General features: G+C 63.8%; 20 protein-coding genes and 1 other RNA gene. 8 read left to right on the top strand and 13 right to left on the bottom strand.

Features of this window, described 5'->3' with window-relative positions; translation table 11 throughout:
- Positions 1-5: 5 nt before the first annotated feature.
- The 7 genes from rsmH to XB14_RS04495 all read right to left on the bottom strand — a co-directional run bounded on the left by rsmH (position 6) and on the right by XB14_RS04495 (position 6,234).
- A complete protein-coding gene (gene rsmH / locus XB14_RS04525; RefSeq protein WP_077960481.1) occupies positions 6-1,031 on the bottom strand; it encodes a 16S rRNA (cytosine(1402)-N(4))-methyltransferase RsmH in 1,026 nt (341 codons plus the stop codon).
- 14 nt (positions 1,032-1,045) lie between these two features.
- Complete coding sequence (gene mraZ, locus XB14_RS04520; protein ID WP_077960480.1) at positions 1,046-1,486, bottom strand: division/cell wall cluster transcriptional repressor MraZ; 441 nt, start codon at positions 1,484-1,486, stop codon at positions 1,046-1,048.
- Between the two features lie 604 nt (positions 1,487-2,090).
- Positions 2,091-2,490: RNase P RNA component class A (rnpB, locus tag XB14_RS04515), an RNA gene on the bottom strand.
- Positions 2,491-2,597: 107 nt separating this feature from the next.
- Positions 2,598-3,788, bottom strand: a complete 1,191-nt coding sequence (locus XB14_RS04510) for an NAD(P)/FAD-dependent oxidoreductase (protein WP_077960479.1) — start codon at positions 3,786-3,788, stop codon at positions 2,598-2,600.
- 226 nt (positions 3,789-4,014) lie between these two features.
- Positions 4,015-4,542, bottom strand: coding sequence for a lytic transglycosylase domain-containing protein (locus XB14_RS04505; protein WP_077960478.1), 528 nt, complete (start codon positions 4,540-4,542; stop codon positions 4,015-4,017).
- A 223-nt stretch (positions 4,543-4,765) separates the two neighbouring features.
- Positions 4,766-5,530 (bottom strand): N-acetylmuramoyl-L-alanine amidase, encoded by a 765-nt coding sequence (locus XB14_RS04500; RefSeq protein ID WP_077960477.1) that lies wholly within the window; start codon positions 5,528-5,530, stop codon positions 4,766-4,768.
- On the bottom strand, positions 5,527-6,234 hold the full coding sequence (locus tag XB14_RS04495) for a J domain-containing protein (protein ID WP_077960476.1): 708 nt from the start codon (positions 6,232-6,234) through the stop codon (positions 5,527-5,529). Before XB14_RS04495 ends, XB14_RS04500 begins: the two co-directional genes overlap by 4 nt.
- 680 nt (positions 6,235-6,914) lie before the next feature.
- Here XB14_RS04495 and XB14_RS04490 point away from each other — a divergent pair.
- The 3 genes from XB14_RS04490 (at position 6,915) to XB14_RS04480 (ending at position 10,070) form a co-directional block, all read left to right on the top strand.
- Positions 6,915-8,132: a pyrophosphate--fructose-6-phosphate 1-phosphotransferase gene (locus XB14_RS04490; protein ID WP_077960475.1), complete on the top strand. Its 1,218-nt coding sequence runs from the start codon at positions 6,915-6,917 to the stop codon at positions 8,130-8,132.
- A gap of 142 nt (positions 8,133-8,274) precedes the next feature.
- Positions 8,275-8,907 (top strand): LysE family translocator, encoded by a 633-nt coding sequence (locus tag XB14_RS04485; RefSeq protein WP_077960474.1) that lies wholly within the window; start codon positions 8,275-8,277, stop codon positions 8,905-8,907.
- Between the two features lie 116 nt (positions 8,908-9,023).
- The gene (locus tag XB14_RS04480; protein ID WP_077960473.1) at positions 9,024-10,070 is read left to right on the top strand and encodes a lytic transglycosylase domain-containing protein; all 1,047 of its coding nucleotides are present in this window, start codon (positions 9,024-9,026) and stop codon (positions 10,068-10,070) included.
- A 67-nt stretch (positions 10,071-10,137) separates the two neighbouring features.
- On the opposite strand, the gene XB14_RS04475 is transcribed toward XB14_RS04480, so the two are convergent.
- Both XB14_RS04475 and XB14_RS04470 read right to left on the bottom strand, forming a co-directional pair.
- Complete coding sequence (locus tag XB14_RS04475; RefSeq protein ID WP_077960472.1) at positions 10,138-11,490, bottom strand: serine hydrolase domain-containing protein; 1,353 nt, start codon at positions 11,488-11,490, stop codon at positions 10,138-10,140.
- 141 nt (positions 11,491-11,631) lie between these two features.
- Positions 11,632-13,191, bottom strand: coding sequence for a putative bifunctional diguanylate cyclase/phosphodiesterase (locus XB14_RS04470; protein WP_077960471.1), 1,560 nt, complete (start codon positions 13,189-13,191; stop codon positions 11,632-11,634).
- Positions 13,192-13,369: 178 nt separating this feature from the next.
- Between XB14_RS04470 and XB14_RS04465 the strand changes: the two genes are divergently transcribed.
- The 5 genes from XB14_RS04465 (at position 13,370) to XB14_RS04445 (ending at position 18,939) form a co-directional block, all read left to right on the top strand.
- Positions 13,370-14,620, top strand: a complete 1,251-nt coding sequence (locus tag XB14_RS04465; protein ID WP_077960470.1) for a DUF3419 family protein — start codon at positions 13,370-13,372, stop codon at positions 14,618-14,620.
- Between the two features lie 36 nt (positions 14,621-14,656).
- On the top strand, positions 14,657-15,292 hold the full coding sequence (locus tag XB14_RS04460; protein WP_077960469.1) for a class I SAM-dependent methyltransferase: 636 nt from the start codon (positions 14,657-14,659) through the stop codon (positions 15,290-15,292).
- A gap of 237 nt (positions 15,293-15,529) precedes the next feature.
- Entirely contained in the window at positions 15,530-16,321 is a 792-nt protein-coding gene (locus XB14_RS04455) for a GH25 family lysozyme (protein ID WP_077960468.1), read from the top strand.
- A gap of 143 nt (positions 16,322-16,464) precedes the next feature.
- Entirely contained in the window at positions 16,465-17,694 is a 1,230-nt protein-coding gene (locus XB14_RS04450) for a lytic murein transglycosylase (protein ID WP_077961875.1), read from the top strand.
- 306 nt (positions 17,695-18,000) lie between these two features.
- Entirely contained in the window at positions 18,001-18,939 is a 939-nt protein-coding gene (locus tag XB14_RS04445; protein WP_077960467.1) for a DMT family transporter, read from the top strand.
- A 766-nt stretch (positions 18,940-19,705) separates the two neighbouring features.
- Here XB14_RS04445 and metF read toward each other — a convergent pair.
- The 4 genes from metF to XB14_RS04425 form a co-directional block, all read right to left on the bottom strand.
- Positions 19,706-20,656, bottom strand: a complete 951-nt coding sequence (gene metF, locus XB14_RS04440; RefSeq protein ID WP_077960466.1) for a methylenetetrahydrofolate reductase [NAD(P)H] — start codon at positions 20,654-20,656, stop codon at positions 19,706-19,708.
- A gap of 2 nt (positions 20,657-20,658) precedes the next feature.
- The gene (locus tag XB14_RS04435) at positions 20,659-21,678 is read right to left on the bottom strand and encodes an ArsR/SmtB family transcription factor (RefSeq protein ID WP_077960465.1); all 1,020 of its coding nucleotides are present in this window, start codon (positions 21,676-21,678) and stop codon (positions 20,659-20,661) included.
- A 626-nt stretch (positions 21,679-22,304) separates the two neighbouring features.
- Positions 22,305-23,954: an energy-dependent translational throttle protein EttA gene (gene ettA, locus XB14_RS04430; protein WP_077960464.1), complete on the bottom strand. Its 1,650-nt coding sequence runs from the start codon at positions 23,952-23,954 to the stop codon at positions 22,305-22,307.
- A gap of 211 nt (positions 23,955-24,165) precedes the next feature.
- Positions 24,166-24,948: a ribonuclease T2 gene (locus XB14_RS04425; RefSeq protein WP_077960463.1), complete on the bottom strand. Its 783-nt coding sequence runs from the start codon at positions 24,946-24,948 to the stop codon at positions 24,166-24,168.
- Positions 24,949-25,129: the final 181 nt, after the last annotated feature.

Below are 25,129 nucleotides of genomic sequence, written 5' to 3'. Positions count from 1 at the left end.
TCTTGTCAGCCCCCCAGCCGTGCAAGGCTTGCCAGTTCCGGCAGATTGAAAATGGACAGATCGTTTCCCGGCGACGCGGCTTGCGTGCGGATGCCGGCGCGCAGCTTGGCGGAGCGGGCGCGCGGATTGAGGGACGCTTCTTCCTCGCTGGCCGCCACCATAGGCTTGCCAACTGGCGTGAAGGTTGCCGCGCGCGCAGAGACCATCGGCAGATGGCGCGAGCCGGCGGCCTTGCCGGAGCGGTCCTGGAAGAAGGCTTTGACGATGCGGTCTTCGAGCGAATGGAAGGAGACGACGACGAGACGGCCGCCGGGCTTCAGCGCCTGCTCGGCGGCAAACAGCGCCTGGGCGAGTTCGCCGAGTTCGTCGTTGACGAAGACGCGCAGCGCCTGGAAGACGCGGGTGGCGGGATGGATCTTGTCCTTCGCCTTGCGCGGCGTCACCACTTCGATCAGGCCGGCGAGATCGCGGGTCGTTTCAAAGGGCTGCTCGGCCCGGCGCTTCTCGATCGCACGGGCGATGCGGCCCGCCTGCTTTTCTTCGCCGAGAAAGCCGAAGATGCGGATGAGATCGGAGACCTTGGCGCGATTGACGACATCGGCGGCCGAAACACCCGACGCCGACATGCGCATGTCGAGCGGCCCCTTCTTCTGGAAAGAGAAGCCCCGCTCGGCCTCGTCGATCTGCATGGAGGAAACGCCGATGTCGAGCACGACACCGTCGAGACCGCCTTCGGGCGCATGGGCAGCAAGATCGGAAAACTGCGAATGAATGAGCTTCAGCCGGCCGCCCCACTCGGCGACCTGCGCCTGCCCGGCGGCAATTGCCGTCGGATCACGATCGAGCGCGATCACATCGGCACCGGCTTTCAGGATTGCGGAACTGTAGCCACCGGCACCGAACGTGCCGTCGAGGATGACCTTGCCGCGCGCGGGCTCGAGCGCCGCCAGAACTTCCGGCAAGAGAACGGGAATGTGACGAACCGGTCCGCCTTCGGCTTCAGGAATACCTCCGCCTTGATCCGTCACCATTCCCTCTCTCCATTCTAGTCTGGACGCAACCCCCGTGACTTGCGCCCTTCCCGGGCCACCGCCTGCGCCTTTTGAAAGGCCTGCGGCTCCCAGAGCTGAAAATAATCGCCCCGCCCGACGAACATCACGTCGGTCGAGATCCCGGTGAAGTCGCGGATAAAATCCGTCATCATCAACCGGCCTTCCGGATCGAGCTTCACGAAGACCCCACCGCCGTGAACCAGCAGCGACATCTCGTTGGCCTCCGGGGAAAAAGGATCCTCGGCCGCCATCTGCCTCTCGAACCGATCCAGGAGCTCCGGCCCGCCGACGCTGATCGCCGGAAAGACGAAATCCTGAAAACAGTATAGCTCCCGAACGCCCCCATCCGACAGCACGGAGCGAAACGCCGAGGGAACAGAGACCCGCCCCTTCGCATCGATCCGATTGGTGGCATGTGACAAGAAGCGGTTCATAACGCGAAACGGCCGCCCAAGACTGACGGGCCACGATCATCGACCCGCGAGAACACGTCACCCCGCACACAAGACACGCCCGCCGGACAGTGGAATGCCCGACCGCCCTCCGAAGCCGGAAGGCACTGGAATCTTGCGATGTCGGGCCGCGAAGCAGCCCCTGCGCAGTGCCATTATGGGATATCATGGGACCATATGGGCGTCAATGGGATTGGATCGTAAACAGCCGTCGGGCTGATCAAATATTGATAGGTTGTTAAGTTTAACGAAGGGTTACGAAGAGACCCCCACTGTCCGCGAATGCGACGGCGGAACAGCTTCAAATCGTTGAAAAATCAGAATGTGAGAAAAAGCGCGGAAATAAGGAACCTGCGCACCGCCCAGGGGGCGGAACAAACCGTCCGACGAAGAAAACGGCCGCGTCTGCAGCTGGCGCCGCAGCGGCGCACGGGGCCAAAATCAGGACGAAGCAAACAGACAATTACAGGGATCCGGGCGCAGTTCCGGCCGCGAGCAGACGACGGCATTCCCCTGGGCAATCCACCCACTGCCGCATTGGATCGGACCCGCAGCTCATGTCTGCACCGTCGGAGAAGGAGGAAAAATCGCCAGTTGGCCTGTAAGCCGGGTTCTGTATGGCCCCGTCACCCGAGGGCAACGGAACGTGGCAGCCATTCATCTGGGACTGCGCTTGCACGCAGCCTCTTGCAACCCACCCGGATGACTGGCCCGGAAACAGGCTGGGCGCTTGCGCGCCCGCGTCATCCCTATTCGGTCTTGCTCCCGGTGGGGTTTGCCGTGCCGTCCATGTCGCCATGTCCGCGGTGGGCTCTTACCCCACCCTTTCACCCTTACTCCGCAAGCGGAGCGGTTTGCTTTCTGTGGCACTTTCCCTGAGGTCACCCTCGCCGGACGTTATCCGGCACCGTACTTCCGTGGAGCCCGGACTTTCCTCCCCCCGCGGCCTTTCGGCACTTGCGGAGCGCGGCTGCCCGGCCAACTGGCAGGCGCTCCTTAACCCAAGCCCCCGCCGCGCGCCAGAAAAAACCGCAGCGCGTTTTCGGCCGCCAACAGAGCAGATCGACCGAAGTGGAATGGATGGCGCTCTCGCCTAGCGAAAGGCGACGGAGAAATCCGCGTCGTATTCAGGTTCGTCGATCCGGCCATTGAGCACCAGCACGGCACCGAGCCGGCCGATCTCGTCGGAGCTCTTGGCCGCCTGGCCGTTGCCGCCGGTGACAATGGCGATGCGGTCGCCCTCGGCAAAGCCGATATAGGGCAGCCCGTGCCGGGTAAACGCGGTGACGCAGGGTGAATAGTGGGTGGAGACGGGCTGGAAGTCGGGCATCACTTCGGCAAGCAGCCCGCGCAGATGCTCGGCTGCGGCGGCGCCGCCCGGCCCACGGAACCAGTGCCGTATCGCCGGTTCGTCGTCGAGGACCCTGTCCGTCGGATCGCCGCCGATCTTGATGTAGGTCTTGCCGTCCGCATAGGCGACGGGCGGCAGGAGGTAATAGCTCTTCTCCTGCTCCGGCGCCGCCCCGATCAGCGAGGGCATGCCCTCGAAACCGCGCAGATCGCCTTCCGCGACTTCGGCGAAAAACACCGTACGCGCCTTCACGGTCAAATCGATCGGCCGCGGCAGCAGCGTATCGGACAGCGAAAAACCACCGGCGGCGACGACAACCCGCGGCGCTGCCAGTCGATCGCCGTTGAGCGTGGTGACGACCACGCCGCCTGCAACCTTCGAGATGGAGCGGACCTCCTCGCGCACGATCCTGGCGCCTGCCCTTTCGGCGCAAATCACCTGCGCCGCAACGAGCGCGCGCGGATTGACGTAGCCGGCCCCGAAACGCTCATGCACGCCTGCAGTTCCCTCGGGAAAGCGGAACCAGGGAAAACGCCGCGACAGCGCCTCGCCGTCGAAGAGCGGCGCCTCGACGCCGAGCGCATCGCACGCTTTTTCCACCCGCTCGATATAGTCGTAGCTCGAGCCCGGCGCCGGTCCCGCCATCAGGCAACCGACCTCGTGATAGAACGGGATGCCGCTTTCGCGCTCGATCTCGCCGTAGCGTTCTATCGAGCGCCGGGCGAGCCGCGCCCAGACGGGATCGCCGTCGATTGTGCGGGTGATGCGGGCATTGTCGTAGTGGCTGGAAAAGACGCCGGAATGGCTGGCCCGGTCGGTCGGCTCATCCGGACCGACAAGCGCGACGCTCGCGCCTGACAAGGCCAGGTGGCGGGCGGCGGCAGCCCCCATCATGCCCTTGCCGACGACAATGAAATCGAAGCTTTCCGACATGCCCCTCTCCCGTCCGAATTGCTCAGCGGAGATAGCACGCCGAAGCCGACATGACACCGTGACGGCAGAAGAAATCAACCGCGGCGCGCCGGATGCGCCGTTTTCCTGCAAGTGCCGGAACGCGAGACCTGTCCGACTCGAGCACCCGCCCCGGCCACAAGGGCCGCAGGCGGACGAAGCTTTTGCGGCGCGGGCGAAGCCTCGCCTGCGCCAGACATCAGACCGCTCAGTCGATGATGTCCTGGACCTTGCCGCAGTAGCGCTTGGAAACCGGGTTCATGCGCTTGGCGCCATGGCCGGCATTGTATTTGAGGATGGTGCCGCAGGTGGTACCGCCGGACAGATCGTGCGCCTTGGCGAGATACATCATGCCGAACTTGATGTTGGTTTCCGGATCGTAGAGACCCTTGGAGGAACCGGAATAACCCATCATGCGCGCCGTTGCGGGCTTGATCTGCATCAGGCCGATTTCGCCGGCGCTGCCGCGTGCCTTGGCATTGAAGTTGCTCTCGACCTTGACGACCGCGTGCGCCAGATCGACCGGAACGCCGTACTGCTTGGCGTAGCTCTTGATGAGCGCTGTGTACTTGACGTTCTGCGGGAGTTCCGGTTTCGGAAAGCCTGTGGTCCGGGTGACGGTCGGGATGGATGAGGTCTTGATGGTCTTGTCGACGTTCCCCGCATACGACGTACCCATCCCGGCGAAGAACATGCCAAGGCATGCCGCCGCCGCAGCAACAGACGAAATTCTCATGTAGTTTGAATTCTCCGGTCTGGGGAATGGAGCGAAGCGCACCCCGCTTCGAGCATCACTTCCCGATCGTTTCATTCACAGGAAGTGAGCCTTGCGCCCCGATGCTCCTGCAGTTCCAATGATCGGGAAATGAACGGCGCATCATGGTAAACATGTGGCAAAGCTAAAAAAATGCGCAAAGAACGTCCCGGGAACCCGGATAGAGGCGAAATAATCTTCCGCCTCAGGCGATGAACTGCGGCAGTCCGGAAAGCAGGCGGTGCAGCGTATCGAGGGTTGAGATGTCGGCGATGCCGTCCACCCTCTGTTGCCGGAAATGCCTTTGGAACGCGGCGACCGCGCCCTCGGTTTTTTCGCAGAAATCACCAGTCACATCAAGGCCGTAACCATAGAGCGACAACATCGACTGGATGGCCTCGACCGGCTGGCCGCGGTCGCCGCGCTGAAAGAAGCGCCCGCCGCCGATCGAAGCCGGCTCCACCCAGTGTCCGACCCCTTCGCGGTGAAGCACGTGCCAGGGAAATTTTTCTCCCGGGTCGACCTTGCGAATGGGAGCGATATCGCTGTGCGCAAGCACCCGTTCAGGGGCGATCGACCAGCGCTGGCCACAGTCCCGACACAATTCGACGACCGCTTCGATCTGCTTTGCCGGAAAATCCGGTAGTCCGCCGGGGTGGCCCGGATTGGCAATCTCGATGCCGATCGAGCAGGAATTGATGTCGGTTTCGCCCTTCCAGAAGCTCTTGCCCGCATGCCAGGCGCGGCGCGCCTCCGGCACCAGCTGGTCGACGCGTCCGTCCTCGTGCACGAAATAATGGCTGGAAACCTGGCTCTCTTCCCGGCACAGCCATTCGAGCGCCGAAGCGCCCGTCGGCATGCCGGTATAGTGCAGCACGATCATATCCGGGGCGCGCTCACCGACGCGGTCGCCGAAATTGGGCGACGGCATGAAGCGGGCCCCCGGATAGTCGCAGTACTTCGAAGTCATGCAGCTCGGCGTTCTTTCTCGATCGCCTCATAGGCGGCGTTCAGTGCCGCCATGCGATCATTGGCGATCGCGTGGAATTCTTGCGGTACGCCGCGCGCGACCAGCATGTCGGGATGGTTTTCGGAAACCAGCACACGGTAGCGCCTGCGGATGTCGGAGAAATCATCCTTACGCGAAACGCCGAGCACCTGATAGGGGTCGCGACCGTCGCCATGCACATGACGGGCCATGATCCGTTCGAAATGCGCCTCGTCCATGCCGAAGATGTCGGCGACCCGCATCAGGAAGGCGAGTTCCCGCTCATGCACGGCCCCGTCGGACTTGGCGATGTGGAACAGGCCGTCGACGATATCCTCGAGGATCGGGCAGTTGTGCTCGCAGGATGAACACAGCGACGCCATCTTCTCGGCATAGGCCTCGTAGCCGGCGACGTCCTGGCGCGCGAGGTTATAGAGACGTGCGACATTCGGCGCCTGGTCGGGCGGAAACTGGAAGATATCGCGAAAGGCGGCGACCTCGGCCTCGCTGACGATGCCGTCTGCCTTGGCCATCTTGGCCGAAAGTGCGATCATCGCCACGGAGAAGGCAACCTTGCGCCGTGTCTCCGGGTCGCCCTCAAACAGAGTGCGCACAGCCTCGACCACGCCGGCCAGTGCATTGCCGGTGGCGGTAACGATTCTGAGGAGGCTGTCCCAAAACGACATGCGAGAATCCCTGTCTCTCCAGCTTATAGCATGGACTAATGTGGTGGCAAATTGCAAGCGGTGGCACGGCTCAAACCACGAGGATGCCGAATTTGTGATGGCACCTCACTATTGTCAATCCATCGATTTGAAACTTGCGACAGCCAACGGGCGGAATGCTGTTCCCTTGGGAACAGCACCTCACCCGAAAGGGCGATGCTCCCGGCCCGGAGGGCGGGCCGGCGCCCGGTCGCATCCGGTGGCGGCGACTGAAACTGACGCGTTGAAGCGCCGATCCCGGCCTTTCGCGGGTGGCTTGCGGTCGTCCTGACGGAAATTTTGCCGCTTTGTTCCGCTTCACATCAAAATGCAGCGAAGCGATTCATGAAAGGCGCGACGAGCGCCTTGGAGGAAGAAATGCTGACACGCAGCTGGCGGCGAACGCCGGTGGCGGGGCGGGCACTGGCACAGGAGGCCACGGGCCAGTGGCATCCAATACGACGCAACAGCGGGCGGCGAACGCCGGTGGCGGTTCGACAGCCGGGCGCAATCTCAAAGGCGTTTGCCGCTGCCCCGAGGTTCCTTCACCGATCCGGCGGCGGCATTTTTACACCGTCGTCAAACAGACCCGTCATTTAATTTCCATCTGATTTGGGTTATGGAGGCCCACCCATCGCATGCCAAAGTCCCGAGGAGGAAACATGGCCAAGAAAAAAGTCGCAATGCTGACGGCCGGCGGGCTCGCACCCTGTCTGTCATCGGCTGTTGGAGGACTGATCGAGCGCTACACGGACATAGCACCCGAATATGAGCTGGTTGCCTATCGCTCGGGCTACCAGGGCGTGCTCCTCGGAGACCGCATCGAAATCACCCGCGACATGCGCGAAAAGGCCCATATCCTGCACCGCCATGGCGGCTCGCCGATCGGCAACAGCCGCGTCAAGCTCACCAACGCCGCCGACTGCGTCAAGCGCGGCCTCGTCAAGGAAGGCGAGAACCCGCTTCGCGTGGCGGCCGAGCGCCTTGCCAAGGACGGCATCTCGATCCTCCACACCATCGGCGGCGACGACACCAACACGACGGCGGCCGACCTTGCCGCCTATCTCGGCGCCAATGGCTACGACCTGACCGTGGTCGGCCTGCCGAAGACTGTCGACAATGACGTGGTGCCGATCCGCCAGACGCTCGGCGCCTGGACGGCCGCCGAATACGGCGCCCGCTTCTTCGACAATGTCAGCAACGAACAGAGTGCGGCACCCCGCACGCTCGTCGTGCATGAAGTCATGGGCCGCCACTGCGGCTGGCTGACTGCGGCCACCGCCCGCTCCTATATCCAGATGACCGACGACAAGGAATTCGTCGACGGCTTCATGATGAACCGGCAGATGAAGAACATCGACGGCCTTTACCTGCCGGAGATGAAGTTCGACCTGCAGGGCGAAGCCGATCGCCTGCGCCAGGTCATGGACCGCACCGGCTTCGTCACGCTGTTCGTCAGTGAAGGTGCCTGCCTCGACGCGATCGTCGCCGAACGGGAAGCCGCCGGCGAGACCGTCAAGCGCGATGCCTTCGGCCACGTGAAGATCGACACCATCAATGTCGGCAACTGGTTCTCCAAGCAGTTCGCAGCCCTTCTCGGCGCCGAGCGCTCGATGGTGCAGAAGTCCGGCTACTACGCCCGCTCGGCCCCGGCCAATGGCGACGACCTGCGCCTCATTCAGAGCATGGTCGACCTCGCCGTCGAAAGCGCGCTCAACAAGGTCTCGGGCGTGACGGGCCACGACGAGGACCAGGCCGGCAAGCTGCGCACGATCGAGTTCCCGCGCATCAAGGGCGGCAAGCAGTTCGACACCTCGACCAAGTGGTTCGGCGAAGTCATGGACGTCATCGGCCAGAAGTGGAAGGCTCAGAAGCACTGAAGTCCGCGCTGACCACAGCAGGTTTCAGCGGGCCGTCAGCGCTGCCCGCAAAAAGTGCATGATCGACGATTGACGGCTCCGCGTTTCGGTGGCTCCCTCGGCAAATTGATTGCCGATAGTCACCTTAGCGCGGAGCCTTTTCGTGTCCTTTGAACATTGGTTTGCCTTTGCCGCAGCCTCGGCCGTGCTGCTCGCCATCCCCGGCCCCACCATTCTCCTCGTCATTTCCTATGCGCTCGGCCATGGCCGCAAGACCGCGGGCGCGACGGTTGCCGGCGTGGCGCTCGGCGATTTCACCGCCATGACCGCGTCCATGCTCGGCCTCGGCGCGCTGCTTGCGACCTCCGCCGCGATCTTCACGGTTCTCAAATGGGTGGGCGCTGCCTATCTCGTCTGGCTCGGCATCAAGCTCTGGCGCGCGCCGGTGGCAGCGGGCGGCGATGCGGTGGAGGCGGCCTCCGGCGAGCGTCCGCTGCGCATCTTCTTCCATACCTATGCGGTCACGGCCTTGAACCCGAAGAGCATCGTCTTCTTCGTCGCCTTCCTGCCGCAATTTCTCGATCTCAGGCAGCCGCTCTTTGCCCAGATGGCGATTTTCGAGCTCACCTTCCTGACGCTCGCAATCCTCAATGCCAGCCTCTATGCAGCACTTGCGACCGCCGCCCGCAGCACGATTTCCAAGCCGAATGTGCGGCGGATCGTCAACCGCGCCGGCGGCTCCATGCTGGTTGGCGCAGGGCTTCTGACGGCGACGATGAAGCGTGCCTCGGCCTGAAATTCGCCCCCGTGCTTGCCGCCGCCAGTCGCATAGGTTAATGGAGATTCACGCTTGGCGGCTGGCAACCGCTGATTTGTAGGGGCTACGGGGCCCGGAAGCACGAAAGTGACAGAATGGCGAATTACCGTATTTCCCTTTCCAAACAGACGTTTGGCATGGCAGCTATACTGTCGGCGACCATCGTCTCGGGATGCTCAACGGTAGAGCACACGTCGCTCGCAGACCTTACGGCCGTGCAGACGGTCACGCCCCTCGCAAAGCCCGGCACCGAGATGACAGCCTACGCGCTGCCGACACCGGATGGTGTGGCCACCGCGACGAGTGCCGCACTTTCGGCACAGACGGCCGCAACGACGGCCGGCATGGCTACAACCTATCCGGTCGCGACCGATCTGGCACAGGGCGCCGCAGCCGCCCCCGCACTGGTCGCGGTTCCCGCGGCCAAGCCCGGCGACACCATGGCCCTTGCCATGGTTGCCCCGACGACGCAGACCGGCGCCAGCGCTGCGATTGCCGCAGCTGAAGCCCCCTCGCCCGCTGACACAACTCAGGTGGCATCCGCTGCCAACTCGCCGGCGGCGACCAAAACGGCCCGCGTCCAGGACCTGCCGGTCTCGACCCTCGCTGTCGCAGCCGCGATGGAATCGGACTTCGACACCGGCGAGCCCGTCGGCCTCGAAACGCTGGTCGCCAATCGCATGATCGTGCCGACCGAGCGCCCGAAGACCGGCGTCATCGGCTCGACGGTCGCGGCCGTCGCCAACGTCATTCCGGATTCGATGAAGTTCACCAAGACGCCGACGAGCTCGCGTCCCGACCTCGACAAGATGATCAAGTATTATGCCGATCTCAACGGCATTCCGGTGGAACTGGTGCACCGCGTCGTCAAGCGCGAGAGCAACTACAACCCGCGCGCCTACAGCAAGGGCAATTACGGCCTGATGCAGATCCGCTACAACACCGCCAAGGGTCTCGGCTATGACGGTCCGGCGGAGGGCCTGTTCGACGCCGAAACCAACCTCAAATATGCGACGAAGTACCTGCACGGCGCGTGGATGGTGGCCGACAACCAGCACGACGGCGCGGTCAAGCTCTATGCGAGCGGCTATTACTATCACGCCAAGCGCAAGGGCCTGCTCGAAGAGCTCGGCATGAAATAAGCCGGCCACCCGGCTTGCCCGAAGCGAAACCGCTTCTCACCGGCTCTGGAATTTCCTCACGGGGCGCTCAATCGAGCGCCTCTATTATTTTGGCGTTGAGCTTCTGCACGTCATAGCCGAGCCGCGAAGGCGTCAGCCCCAGCCGCACGACCGCAAGCTTCAGCGAAGGCACGAGCATGATCGCCTGGCCGTCATGGCCGAGCATCCAGAAGGCATCCGCCGGGAAACTGCCCGTTCCTGCCCGCATGCCGTTTTCCTCGAGCCACACCTGGCCCTGGCCGTATCTTCCGCCCGATGCCTTGGTCGGCGTGCGCATGAAGGCGACGTAGTCCTTCGGCAGCATCGCCCTTCCCTTCCAGACACCGTCCTGCAGCAGGAACTGGGCGAAACGCGCCCAGTCCTGCGTCGTCGCATACATATAGGACGAGCCGACGAAGGTACCGCTCTCGTCCGTCTCCAGAACGGCGCTCGTCATGCCAAGCGGCGCAAACAGCGCGTCATAGGGAAAGGCAAGCGCTGCCGCTGGATCGTCGAACGTGCGCATCCAGATCCGCGACAGGAGCGTGCTGGTGCCGCTCGAATAGCTGAAGTTCTTGCCGGGACTTGCACCAAGCGTCCGGGTGGCTGCAAAACCCGCCATGTCCTTTTCCAGATAGAGCATGCGCGTCACGTCGGTGACGTCGCCATAATTCTCGTTAAATGCGAGCCCGCTCTGCATCCCCATCAGGTCGGCAAGCGTGATCGCCGCCCGCTCGTCCCCGGCCCATTCCGGCAAGAGGTCGGCGCGCGAAACCTCCATCCGCCCTTCGGCGATCCGAAGGCCGATCAGCGCCGCCGTTACCGACTTCGTCATCGACCAGCCGAGCAGCGGCGTCGAACGATCGAAACCCTGGCCGTAGGTTTCCGCCACCAGCCGGCCGTCGCGGATCACGGCGATCGCCCGCATGCCGGGCCCGGCGAGGTCCGCATCCTCGACAAGCTTCTGCAGGGCCGGATCGATCGCAGCCCCCTCGCCTTCGGGCCAGGCCGCATCCGGCAAGGGCGCGGCCGCGGCGGTTTTTGTCTCGATCGGTAAAAGGCCGGCGGCATCGCCGTCCGGCAGGCTGGCGCAGCCGGCGCCCGGACGATAGGCCGCATAACCGGGCGCGGCAAATCCGAGGATGCGCGCCGTCACCGTCTGCTTCTCGCTGTCGACGCCGACGCGCACGAGCTTGAGCAAGGGATGCCCCGGCGCCTGCACGTCGTCCGCGAGCACCGCCTCGGCGTCGCGGCCGGCGATGAACACGTTGGAGCAGACGATTTTCGCCGCATAGCCGTCGCCGACCTTCAGCAGTTCCGGCGGCGCCAGCGCAAGCCAGCCGAACAGGGCAGCAACGACCAGCGCCAGCACGGCACCCGATATCTTCAAAAAGCGTCCCATGCGGTCCTCCGGCCTCAGGCGCAAAGAGAACCAGCATTTTGCCGGAAGGGAAAGCCCCGGCCAGCTCAACTTTTCATTTTAGAAGGGCGCGCGTAGGGGCGAAAAAGTGCAATGCTTCCGCGGCAGTGACGCAAGGCTCCCTCAGGCCCGGGCGGAGCGGTAAGTCTCTCCCGTTTCGCCATCGCCGACGAGCACCGACACGTCAGCCATAACAGGCGAAACCCAGGGGCCCCGGATCTCGACAGCACCGCAGGCCCGGGCGCAATCCGCCTCGCTTTCCTTTTCGACGCCGCTGACGGCGATCGAAAGCCGCAGCACCTGTCCGGTCTTGATCAGGCAGGCAAGCAGCGCCACGCTGCGCTCGCTTCCGTGCGCAGCCCGCACGGCGGCGAGATCGACGGTCACCTGGTCGGGCCGTACGTCGGAGATCTGGCTCAAGGGCAGCGACGAGGCAGAACCGCCGCCAAGGGCGACGCGAACGCCAAGTGCGCGCAGCCCGCGCAGGTTTTCCGTGACAAGGGCAAGATCGTCGGTCGAGACGCCCTCGGCGACCTCGATCGTCAGGCGTTCTGGCGAAAGACCGGCGTCAGATAGGCACCGCTCCACCTGCGCGACGAAGTCGCGGTCGCGCAGTTGCGAGACGAAGGGAGCGACCGTCAGCCCCTTCGACGCGGACCAGCCCGCCGCCTGCCGGCAGGCCGTCTGAAGCGCCCAGGCGCCAAGCGACAGCGTGATCGCGCTCTGCTCCGGCGGCTCGAACATTTCCGCGCCGATGACGCCGAGCTGCGGGTGCCGCCAGCGCAGCAGCGCCTGGAATCCGCTGATGGAACCGCTTTCGATGCCGAGGATCGGCAGGAACACGAGAAAGAACTCTTCCTCCGCGAAACCGCGCGTAAGATCGCGCTCGGCTTCCGCCCGCTGCCGCACGGCATGGCTCAGGGTTTCCGAATGGAAGGCATGGCTGTTGCCGCTGACCGCCTTGGCCTCGTAGAGCGCGAGATCCGCCCGCTTCAAGACGTCGGATGTCGACTTGTCCGACCGCTCGATGAAGGCGATGCCGATGCTGCAGCCGGAAGCGATGCGCGTTTCGCCAAGATCGAACGGCGCTTCGAAGAGCTTCTCCACCCGCGTTGCGAGCATTTCGGCATCGGCCTGAGACGGCGCACGCGCCGCCGCAACCACGAACTCGTCGCCGCCCAGCCGGTAGACGGTCGCCTCGCCGGCAAAGGCACGCCTGAGACGGGCGCCGAACAGAGCCAGCAACCGGTCGCCGGCGTCGTGCCCCAGCGTATCGTTGATCACCTTGAAACGGTCGAGGTCGAGAAGAAGCAATGCATTGCGGGCAAATGCGGCACCTTCCGCGCAAAGCGCCTGGCTGATATCGGCCTCGAGCGCTGCGCGGTTTGCGAGCCCCGTCAGCTTGTCGCGGTGGACCTCGTTGCGCAGGCGGCGCTCGGCGCGCCGCGCTGCGCGCAACTCCAGCTCGAGCCGGCGCGAGTAGCGCCAGCGATAGAAGGAGCCGCCGAGGACAAAGGGCATGGCGCCGGCCGCCAGCACCGCGGGAACGTCCCAATGCGGCGCCATCTGGCCGGGAAGAGCGGTTCCACCGGCAAGCCACGCCGCCGAAACCAGAGCCCCCAATGCCGCGCCGGCAGCCGCAAATCGCTGCTCGGGCTTCGGCAGAAACGTACTTAACATCATGTCGACGCCCCCCGTATGTAAGGCGGTGCTAGCACGTCAGGGTTTAATGAATTCTTATGGGTGAAAAATTGTAGTTTTGCGATCCGGAGGCCGTCCCGGCCCTGTGGGAAAGCCCGTCATCAAAGTGTAGCCGAGTCAATTTAGAAGCGGCTAAGTTTCAACTGGATGACCGTCTGAGATGAATGAAATCGCTTCCGACGTTGGCTTTGGCAGAAAAAACCCGAAGCTGAAAAACGCCCTGCTCCAGCATAAGACCCTCTCCCTCGCAGGCTTCTCGGAACGTCTGTTCGGCCTGCTCTTTTCGGGCCTCGTCTATCCGCAGATCTGGGAAGATCCGATCGTCGACATGGAGGCGATGCAACTGACCCCGGAAAGCCGGATCGTCACCATCGGCTCCGGCGGCTGCAACATGCTGACCTATCTGTCGGCCGGCCCGCAGAAAATTGATGTCGTCGACCTCAACCCGCATCACATTGCGCTCAACCGCCTGAAGCTCGCCGCTTTCCGCCATCTGCCGAGCCACAAGGACGTCGCCCGCTTCCTGGCGACGCAAGGGACGGCCACCAACGTCCAGGCCTTCGATCTCTTCCTCGCGCCGAAGCTTGATACGGCCACGCGCAGCTACTGGAACGGCCGCGACATGACCGGCCGCCGGCGCATCGGCGTCTTTAACCGCAACATCTACCGCACCGGTCTGCTCGGCCGCTTCATCGCTGCAAGCCACCTGCTTGCCCGCCTGCACGGTGTCAACCCGGAAGACTTCGTTCAGGCGCGCTCCATGCGCGAGCAGCGGCAGTTCTTCGACGAGCGCCTGGCGCCTCTCTTCGATCGTCCCGTGATCCGCTGGATCACCGGACGCAAGAGCTCGCTCTTCGGTCTCGGCATCCCGCCGCAGCAGTTCGACGAGCTTGCAAGCCTGAGCGCAGAAAAATCGCTCGCCGCCGTGCTGCGCCATCGCCTCGAAAAGCTCACCTGTCATTTCCCGCTGCGCGAAAACTACTTCGCCTGGCAGGCCTTCGGCCGGCGTTACCCGCTGCCGCATGAAGGCGACCTGCCGCCCTATCTCGATGCCCGGGCCTATGAGGCGATCCGCAACAATGCCGAGCGCGTCGAGGTGCACCACGCAAGCTTCACCGAGCTTCTGGCCGGCAAGTCCGCGGGCTCCGTCGATCGCTACATCCTGCTCGACGCGCAGGACTGGATGACCGACCAGCAGCTGAACGACCTCTGGACGGAAATCACCCGCACGGCAGATGAAGGCGCAGTCGTGATCTTCCGGACCGCCGCCGAAGACAGCATCCTGCCGGGCCGTGTCTCCCCGGCGCTGCTCGATCAGTGGCATTACGATGCCGAGACCTCGTTGAAGCTCGGCGCCGACGATCGCTCCGCCATCTATGGCGGCTTCCACATCTACCGCAAGAAGGGCTGAGACGTGCAACAGGCCGGGATCTCCCACGCGCGGCGCATGGACCATATGTACCGCTATCAGCGGCACTTCTACGATCTGACGCGGAAGTACTATCTGTTCGGCCGCGACACGCTGATCCGCGACATGAACCCGGCCTCTGGCGCCTCGGTGCTCGAGGTCGGTTGCGGCACCGGTCGCAATCTGGCGCTGATCGGGCGCTGCTTTCCGTCGGCGCGCCTGTTCGGGCTCGACATATCCCAGGAAATGCTGACGTCGGCCGATGCGAAGCTCAACCGCGGCGGCAAGAAGCGCGCCACGCTTCACGTCGCCGATGCTACCGATTTCGACCCGGCGACCTTCGGCGAGCAGGGCTTCGACCACATCGTCATCTCCTACTCGCTGTCGATGATCCCCGATTGGCAGAAGGCGATCGATGCGGCGATTGCGGCACTCAATCCGGGCGGCTCGCTGCACATTGCCGACTTCGGTCAGCAGGAGCGCCTGCCGACGAGCTTCCGCCGGGCGCTGCACGGGTGGCTCAACCGCTTCCACGTGACGCCGCGTGAGCGCCTGTTCGATGTGCTGCGCGAAAAGGCCAGGGAAAACGGCGCCGATCTCGAGCGGCGCGCCATCGGCCGCGGCTATGCCTGGCTCGCCGTCTATCACCGCCCGGCCGTGGCGATCGCCGCTTAAGACGGCAAGCCATTCGCGCAAGTTTTGCATCCCACATGGGATCAGCCAGTCCAGCGAGCGCCGAAAGCGCCTGGTTTCGGCGCTTTCGCACTGGGGCGTGGCCCGCAATTCCCGCTTGAGCTAACCCAATTTTTACGATGATATGGTGAAAATGGGGTTCACGCCTCACTGGGGAAATCACCGACAGGAAGCCATCGTGTGAGGCAGGATCATCGATCGTCTCTAGACAGGAAAATCATGCGCCGGCTTCTCCTGGCTCTCTTGCCGCTTGCCACCCTTCTTTCCGGCTGCTCGTCGACCGACTATGACCTGATGCAGACGGCATCGATCCCGCCGCGCTTCCACGATACGGACCCGCAGAACTTCGGCGACCGGACCCCGCAGCACCACAACATCCACGGCATCGACGTTTCGAAATGGAATGGCGATATCGACTGGATGAAGGTGAAGAAGTCGGGCGTCTCCTTCGCCTTCATCAAGGCGACGGAAGGCAAGGATCGGGTCGATACCCGCTTTCCCGAATACTGGCAGAAGGCACGGGCCGCCGGCATCCCTTATGCGCCCTATCACTTCTATTACTTCTGCTCGACCGCCGACGCCCAGGCCGACTGGTTCATCGCCAACGTGCCGAAGAGCGCCGTCTACCTGCCGCCGGTTCTCGACGTCGAATGGAACGGCGAATCGAAGACCTGCCGCCATCGCCCGACGCCCGACGAAGTGCGCGTCGAGATGAAGCGCTTCATGGACCGGCTCGAAGCCCATTACGGCAAGCGGCCGATCATCTACACCTCGGTCGACTTCCACCGCGACAATCTCGTCGACCAGTTCAAGGAACATCACTTCTGGGTGCGCTCGGTCGCCAAGCATCCGGGTGAGATCTATGTCGAGCGCCGCTGGGCGTTCTGGCAATATACCAGCACCGGGGTCATTCCCGGCATCGACGGCGCCACCGACATCAATGTCTTCGCCGGCTCGGCGAAAAACTGGAAGAACTGGGTCGCGGCGGTCTCGCAGCCGAAGCACAACTGACATTGCTGCCGATAGACACGGCAGAAAAAACCATTTTCTTCTTTCGGTCATAATGCTCTGAAAGAGCAACGGCAGATTTCGCATCCAGCAATTGGCTGCCCGTGGTGGTGCGTCGCGCCCCACGGCAAAGAAAGGAATTTATGATGAACAGCACCACCAGGCGCGCCCTCACCTCCGTCGCATTTCTGGGGCTGATCGCCTCCGCCGCGTCCGCCCAGGCCGCAGCACCGACCAGCACCAAGGCAGAAGCCCCGGCTGTCGCCTGCGGCGGCGACCTCGGCGCCTTCCTGCAGGGCGTGAAAGCAGAGGCGGTCGCCAAGGGCGTTCCGGCCGACGTTGCCGACCGCGCACTTGCGGGTGCTGCCATCAACGAGAAGGTGCTCAGCCGCGACCGTACCCAGGGCGTCTTCAAGCAGACCTTCACCGAGTTCTCCAAGCGCACTGTCAGCAAATCGCGCCTCGATATCGGCCAGCAGAAGATGAAGGAATATGCCGACGTCTTTGCCCGCGCCGAGAAGGAATTCGGCGTTCCGGCGCCCGTCATCACCGCCTTCTGGGCGATGGAGACCGACTTCGGCGCCGTGCAGGGCGACTTCAACACGCGCGATGCGCTGGTGACCCTGTCGCATGACTGCCGTCGTCCGGAGATGTTCCGCCCGCAGCTGATCGCAGCGATCGAGATGGTTCAGCATGGCGACCTCGACCCGGCAACGACGACCGGCGCCTGGGCCGGCGAGATCGGCCAGGTGCAGATGCTGCCGGAAGACATCATCGCCTACGGCGTCGATGGCGACGGCGACGGCCACGTCAATCTGAAGAAGAGCTCGCCCGACGCGATCCTGACGGCCGGCAAGTTCATCCAGAGCCTCGGCTTCAAGGCCGGCCAGCCCTGGATCCAGGAAGTCAGCGTTCCCGCCGAACTGCCCTGGGAAAAGACCGGCCTGCAGCCGGGCATGAAGGCGGCCGACTGGTTTGCGCTCGGCGTCAAGCCGCGCGACGGCAACACTGCCAATAGCAATCTCGAAGCCTCGCTGGTGCTGCCGCAGGGCCGCAAGGGCGTCGCCTTCCTCACCTATCCGAACTTCAACGTCTATCTCGAGTGGAACCAGTCGTTCATCTACACGACCTCGGCCGCCTATTTCGCGACCCGTCTCGGTGGCGCGCCCACCTATGAGGGCGGCAATCCGGAACCGGGCCTCGACGATACCGGCATGAAGGCGCTGCAGACGAAGCTGCAGACGCTCGGCCACGATGTCGGCAAGATCGACGGCATTCTCGGCTCCGGCACCCGCGCTGCACTGCAGAAGGAACAGCTTCGCCTTGGCCGCCCGGCCGACGGCTGGGCGACGCTGGACCTCCTGAACGCGCTCTGAGTGGGAGCGGCCGTTTCAAGATGACGACCCCGGAGATCGGATCGATCTCCGGGGTTTTTTCATGCCGCATCGGCCGATCGGATCATCGCTACCGACGGCGAGCCGGTTCGCCCCCTGTCATGCGTCCCACCGCCAGCACGATCGCCGCAAGAACCGGGTGGCCCCAGTGCGCATGCCGGGTTATGACTCTGCTGTCAGAGCACAACCGATCCGGGAGCGGCAGACGCGGCCCTTGCGCCATGCCGTCCGCGCGCCGCCGGGAAGAAACTGACCGCAAGCATCCAATCAGCACGGACAGGCATCCCCATGAATGCGCGAACCACCGTCGATGGCCACCAGATGAACGTCAGCACCTGGGCGCTTCTGGCCCTGCTCGGTCTGATCTGGGGCGGGTCGTTCTTCTTCGCCCGCGTCGCCGTCGCGCATGTGCCGCCGTTCACGCTGGTATTCCTGCGCTTGGGGCTAGCGGCGCTGGCGCTGCACATCTATATCCGCGGCCGCTTCGGCATGTATGAGGTTCTTGCCCGTCGCTGGCGTGAATTCGCGCTGATGGGGCTGATCAACAACGTCATCCCGCATGCCTTCATCTTTCTCGGCCAGACCGAGGTCGGCGCCGGGCTGGCCGCGATCCTCAACGCCACGACACCTGTGTGGACGGTGATCATCGCCAATATGGCGACCGAGGACGAGAAGCTGAGTTCCGCCAAGATCGCCGGCTGCCTGCTCGGGCTTGCCGGCACCGTCGTCCTGATCGGGCCAAGCGCGGTCGCAGGCCTCTTCGGCACGTCAAGTACCATACCGCTCTGGGCGCTCGTCCTGCCGGTGCTTGCCGCCATCAGCTATGGCTTTGCCGCCACCTACGGCAAGCGCTTCCGCGATCTGGCGCCAGCGGTGACGGCCGCTGGGCAACTGACGGCTTCGACGCTGATTGCGCTGCCCGGGGCTGCCTTGATCGACACGCCCTGGCTCCTGCCGATGCCGCCGATGGAGGTGATCCTGTCGATCCTCGGCCTGGCACTCGTCTCCACCGCCTACGCCTACATTCTCTATTTCCGCATCATGCGCGAGGCCGGCGCCACCAACGCCTCGCTGGTCACCCTGCTGGTGCCGCCAAGCGCGATCCTGCTCGGCTACCTCTTTCTCGGCGAGACGCTGCAGGCGGCCGATTTCGCCGGCATGGTGCTGATCGCCCTTGGCCTGGCGGTGCTCGACGGACGGATCCTGCGGCGCAAGCGGCCCGCCTGACAACGGCAGGTCCCCTTCGATTCCGGCCGATCAAGGAACGAGAACATGCCGCGATCCGGGTCCGGCAGGGCGCTTTGCACGCGTGGAAAAGACACGGTTTTGCAAGGAATCGATGACCGATTTGCGTCCCTTTCCGGGCCACTCACGCACGGTTACAGACGTTTATATTAACCTTCCCGAAGCGATTGTGAAAAAAATGTGGCGGCCTGGAAACTTAAATAAAATCAGAACTATAGACCTGTGAATAAGGCAGCGCGAACTCACGCATTTCGCACTGCAGCACAAGTTTCCCTTTAACGTGTCGTGATTTCGCCCTATGTTTTAACGCGTCAACGCAGGGAGGGTCATCCATGGGCCTTACACATTCGCTGAATGTCCTCATGATCAGTGCAGCGTTCGTATTCGTGGCCACGATGCTCTTCATTTGAAGTGCGGCCGCTGAGAGTCCAAACCGAATAGGGACTTAAATTTCCGGGAAACCATTTTGCAGCACCAAGCCAGTTAGACCGCCAAGAGAGCACAGGGTCTAGACGCTGCGACAAACGAGAAAGCGCCTGAAGATTGATCTTCGGGCGCTTTCCTTTTTGGCGAATGCTGCGGCGGTCGGCATGTCTGCTGCGACCGCAGCCGATCTACCCCGACAGGCACGTAGCTAAAAAACGCCACTGCGACCTCTAAGGCCCGACAGAACGCGCAGCGCTATCGCCGCCATCCGCAGTTCGCTTTGGCAGAGCGAGCCCGCGCGTTGCAGAGGTGCGAGCGAAGGTCAGGCGGCGGCGCCCGCCGCCACCATCCGCGGCGCCGGAGCGATCGCGCCCGCCGCCTCCGCCTCGACCCGCTCGAAACCGACGAGATCCAGAACGGCGGTCACCAGCGGCGAACGGTTCATCGTATAGATATGGAAATCGCGCACTCCGCGCCGGGCGAGATCGACGATCTGCTCGGCAGCGATGTGGGTCGCCTCCTTGAAGCGCTCCTCCGGTCGATCTTCGAGATGCGCCAGCCGGGTGACGATCGCCTCCGGTACGCTGGCGCCGCAAAGGCCGGCGAACTTCTGCACCTGCGCCAGATTGTTGATCGGCAGGATGCCCGGCACGATCGGGATATTGACGCCGGCGCGGCGCACCCGTTCGAGGTAACGCTCGAAATCGTTGTTGTCGAAGAAGAACTGGGTCAGCGCGCGGGTTGCGCCGGCGTCGACCTTGCGCTTCAGCATGTCGATATCGGCCGCAACGTCGGGGCTCTCCGGGTGCATTTCCGGGTAGGACGAAACCGAGATCTCGATATCGTCGCCGCGCGCGCGGATCGCCTGCACGAGGTCGGTGCTGCTCGCATAGCCCTCGGGATGCGGCTGATAGGTGCTGCCGATGCCGCCCTGCGGGTCGCCGCGCAGCGCCACGAAGTGGCGGACGCCGAAGCTGAGATATTCGTCGATGACCGCATCGACCTCCGCCTTCGGCGCGCCGACGCAGGTCAGGTGCGCGGCGGTGTCTGCAAAGCCGCTTTCCGCGATCAACCGCCTGACCGTCGTCAACGATCGCGCCTTGGTCGAGCCACCGGCGCCATAGGTGACGGTGATGAAGGCCGGGCCGAAAACCGAGAGGTCTTCCGCCGTCTGGAAGAGCTGTGCTTCCATCTCGTCGGTCTTGGGCGGGAAATATTCGAAGGAGAGCCGGAGATTGCCGCGTTCGGCCGGGTAAAGCGTCTGTGCCGTCATAATCAAACTCCCCCCGCCTGGACACGCGGCCGCGGCGTTTCATTCTCGTTCACGGCCCGCCGATCACGCGCGAGCCAGATCGTTACCGTCAGTTTTCCATCGTCCGCCCCCTCAGGCGAAAGATCCGTGGTCTTTTCGAGCACGAGGCCTGCCTTCGCCAGCCAGTCGGCCATCGCCTGATGCGAGAAGCCGAGGCGGGCATGGGCGTGTTCGTCACGCAGATGCTCAAGCCCGTGCGGTGCGAAGTCGATGATGACCAGCCGCCCGCCCGGCATCAGCATGCGCGCGGCCTCCGCGATCGCCGCTTCCGGCTCGTCGAGGAAATGCAGCACCTGATGGATGGTGACGAGGTCGAAGGCCTGGCCGTCAAGCGGCAGGTTGAAGATGTCGCCATGGCGGATCGAGGCCTTGGTGATGCCGGCGCGATCGAGGTTGGAGCGCGCGACCGCGAGCATGTCGCGGCTGGCGTCGACGCCGATGCCGCGGCGATAAAGCCCTTCGAAGAGCTGCAGGATGCGACCCGTGCCGGTGCCGAGATCGAGCAGGCTTTCGACCGGCTCGTCGCCGACCATCTCGCGCAGCTTCGCCTCGACGTCGCGTTCGCTGACATGCAGTCGGCGAAGCTCGTCCCAGCCGGCCGCATTGCGGCTGAAATAGGCCTGGGCCTTCTCCGACCGCGCCTTCTTCAAGGTAGTGAGCCTTGCTGCGTCGCGCGCAAGCACCGCATCGTCGGCAGACGCTGACGCCAGCATCGCGCGCACGAGTCCGACCCGGGCACCGTCCTGCCTGAGGCGGAAATAGGCCCAGGCGCCTTCCTGGTAGCGGTCGATCAGCTCGACCTCCGCCAGCAGCTTCAGGTGCCTGGAAATGCGTGGCTGCGATTGGCCGAGAATTTCGGTAAGATCGGTGACGGTGAGATCGCCGGCGGCGAGAAGGGCGACGAGACGCATGCGGGTCGGCTCACCCGCCGCCTTCAGCACGTCCACCAGCGCATCCAGTCCCAGTTCTCCGAGAGCAGCCATTGCGATCCCCATCAACACATAAAGATATGTTTATGTGATTTGCGGTGGTGACGCAAGCGGATTTGCGCGGAGAGGCCAAACAATGACGCTGGCGGAACAGATGCTTGTGCACTGGCGCCATGGACCGCCACCGATACCTCCGGCAGCGCATCGGGAGGCCGCTGCGGCCTTTCAATCGGCCCCACGTCGCCGCCCCGTTGGCGTCCACGCAACTGCGCGGAAGCGGATACACCCGCGAAGGGACGCCCTCTTCATCGACATCCCTTCTTCCATTGTCGTCCCGCCCGGATACGCCTCGTCCCGTGCGGCTTCCCTGTCGCAGCAGAGGCCGACGGACCACCAGCGCCCCGTTCTCGTCGCCGAGCGAACGAACGGTGGCGTCAGACCGGTTTGCCGCGACGACCTCTGGAGCGTGCTTCAAGCTCGGCGGGCGCACCGTGTCCGGCGGCAAACAGCGCCTGCCGCGCAAGCGGAGGCAAAGGCTCGCACCCCCTTGCGGACCGGACGGCTCATGAAAAACGGGCGAAGCCTGCGCTTCGCCCGTTTCGTGGATACCTGCACCGCCGCTGCTTCCACAGGCGTCGGCAAGCCAAAGGCGCCGCGACAACAGCGGCACCGGCTCAAGGTTAGCGCGTCAGGCGCTTGTAGGTGACGCGCTTCGGGTTGACCGAGTCCGGGCCGAGGCGGCGGATCTTGTCCTTCTCGTAGTCCTCGAAGTTCCCTTCGAACCATTCGACCTGGCTGTCACCTTCAAAAGCCAGGATATGCGTTGCCAGGCGGTCGAGGAACATGCGGTCGTGGCTGATGATGACGGCGCAGCCTGCGAAGTTTTCGAGCGCCACTTCCAGCGCCCCCAGCGTCTCGGTGTCGAGGTCGTTGGTCGGTTCGTCGAGAAGCAGAACGTTGCCGCCGGCCTTCAGCATCTTGGCAAGGTGAACGCGGTTGCGCTGACCACCCGAGAGGTTGCCGACCTTCTGCTGCTGGTCGCCGCCCTTGAAGTTGAAGGTCGAGCAATAGGCGCGCGAGTTCATCTCGTGCTTGCCGAGCTTGATGACTTCGGCGCCGCCGGAGATTTCTTCCCAGACGGTCTTGTTGCCGTCGAGCGCGTCGCGGCTCTGGTCGACATAGCCGAGATGCACGGTGTCGCCGATGCGGATCGAACCGCCGTCGGGCTGTTCCTGGCCGGTGATCATGCGGAAGAGCGTCGTCTTACCGGCGCCGTTCGGGCCGATGATACCGACGATGCCGCCCGGCGGCAGCTTCAGCGACAGACCGTCGATCAAGAGGCGATCGCCGTAACCCTTGGTGACGCCTTCCATCTCGATGACCACCTGGCCGAGACGTTCGCCGACCGGGATGATGATCTGTGCGTCGCCCGGACGCTGGTTTTCCGCCGCGTTGACGAGCTCGTCATAGGAGCGGATACGGGCCTTGGACTTCGCCTGGCGGGCCTTGGGGCTCGATGCGATCCATTCCTGTTCGCGGGCAATCGCCTTCTGGCGGGACGCCTCTTCGCGACCTTCCTGCTGCATGCGCTTGGCCTTGGCGACAAGGTAGGCCGAGTAGTTGCCCTCGTAGGGGATGCTGCGGCCGCGGTCGAGCTCGAGGATCCAGCCGGTGACGTTGTCGAGGAAGTAGCGGTCGTGGGTGATCATCAGCACGGCGCCCGGATATTCGCGCAGGTGCTTTTCGAGCCAGGCGATCGTCTCGGCGTCGAGGTGGTTGGTCGGTTCGTCGAGCAGCAGCAGGTCCGGCTGCGAGAGCAGCAGCTTGCAGAGCGCGACACGGCGCTTTTCACCGCCCGACAGATTGGTCACTTCCGCGTCGCCCGGCGGGCAGCGCAGCGCTTCCATGGCCATTTCCACCTGGCTTTCGAGATCCCAGAGGTTCTGGCTGTCGATGATGTCCTGGAGCTTGGCGCCCTCTTCCGCCGTCTCGTCGGAGTAGTTCATCATCAGTTCGTTGTAGCGGTCGACGATCGCCTTCTTCTTGGCGACGCCTTCCATGGCGTTTTCGAGCACCGTCTTGGTCGGATCGAGCTGCGGCTCCTGCGGCAGGTAGCCGACGGTCGCACCTTCTGCCACCCAGGCCTCGCCGGTGAATTCCTTGTCGAGGCCCGCCATGATGCGCAGAACCGTCGACTTACCGGCGCCGTTCGGGCCGAGGATGCCGATCTTGGCGTCCGGGTAGAACGACAGATGAACGTTCTCGAGAACCTTCTTCGCGCCGTAGGACTTATTAAGTCCGGCCATATGATAGATGAACTGACGTGCCATGAGGGAATGCTCCGCAGGGATAAGGAAATTTGCCCGCTATGTAGGCGAATTATAGGAAGGGGGCAATGATCAAAGGCATCCGCCCCCGCCCTATCCCAAAACGACCATCCCCATCGGCACGCCCGGCACGCTCTCCCGGGAGGCACCGCAATCCAGCGCGGAGAAGCCCGCGCTGTGATACCTCCTGAGATGGCCGACCGGGCGAAACGCCCTACCCGCGACCGGCGGTATCGGCGATCCCCTTGGCGCACTTGAACTCCGTCGTCCCTGCGGCCTGGATCAGCGGCCCGAGGCTCGATGCCTTCATGACGTCGCCAGTGAGCCCGATCGTCAGCCCGGTGATGATGCTGCGGCCTTGGACGGTCTGGCAGCGCATGCGCACCCGGTCGCCGGCTCCAGCGCCAAAACTCTGGTCGAAGGCCTGCTTGATCGCCGCCTCGTCGAGTTCCGCGCCGACACGCTGGCGGAAAAGTGCTCCGACCGCCGAGCGGTTGAGCTCTTCGAGCATGCGCAGCTGCACCGAGAAATAGTCGTCCACCGAACCGTTCTGGCAGGTGCCGCTCCTCAGCCACTGGTGCCGGTCGAGGCCGGATTGTACGCCGGGCATGGCGATGAGCAACCGCGCCGCCGTGTCGTCGGCCATGGCAAGCTTCGGCAGCTCCAGCCAGTTGCCCTTGCGATCCGTCGCACGCACCTCGGCCGCGACCCCGCAATAACTCTTGCGCAGCGGCCACAGGCCATGCAGCGAGAGGTTGGTGGCGTCGAAGCGCTCCGCCGTCTGGCTTTCGCATTCCTTGCGCTGAGGCCGTGTCTCGCAGAAGCCGGGCTGCCAGCTGACCGCCAGCACATGCTCCGTGCGGCTCGCAGCGCTTGCAGGCGCAGCCCCCTCGGACGCGTCTTCACCGGCAGCAAAGGCGCCGGGCGCAAGCAACAGCGCCAGCGCTGCCAGGACGCCCGCCACAGAACCTGATATCGCTTTACAGAAACTGATCATGATATCCTCCCACGAAAACAAAACGGGAACAAATATCGCCCATAACGGGAAAATTGCAACTCTTAATTAAGACGAGCGCACATTCGCTTGTGACCTCATGCGCAACGAGCAACAAGCGGCGATTGCCTTTGCCTTGCAAATCGATTTGATATCGAGTGGTCTGTCGTTGTTGCCGGGGGAA

It is taken from the genome of Ensifer adhaerens (genome assembly GCF_002007205.1).
Taxonomy (GTDB): domain Bacteria; phylum Pseudomonadota; class Alphaproteobacteria; order Rhizobiales; family Rhizobiaceae; genus Ensifer; species Ensifer adhaerens_D.
This window is presented reverse-complemented; position numbering and strand designations above follow the sequence as displayed.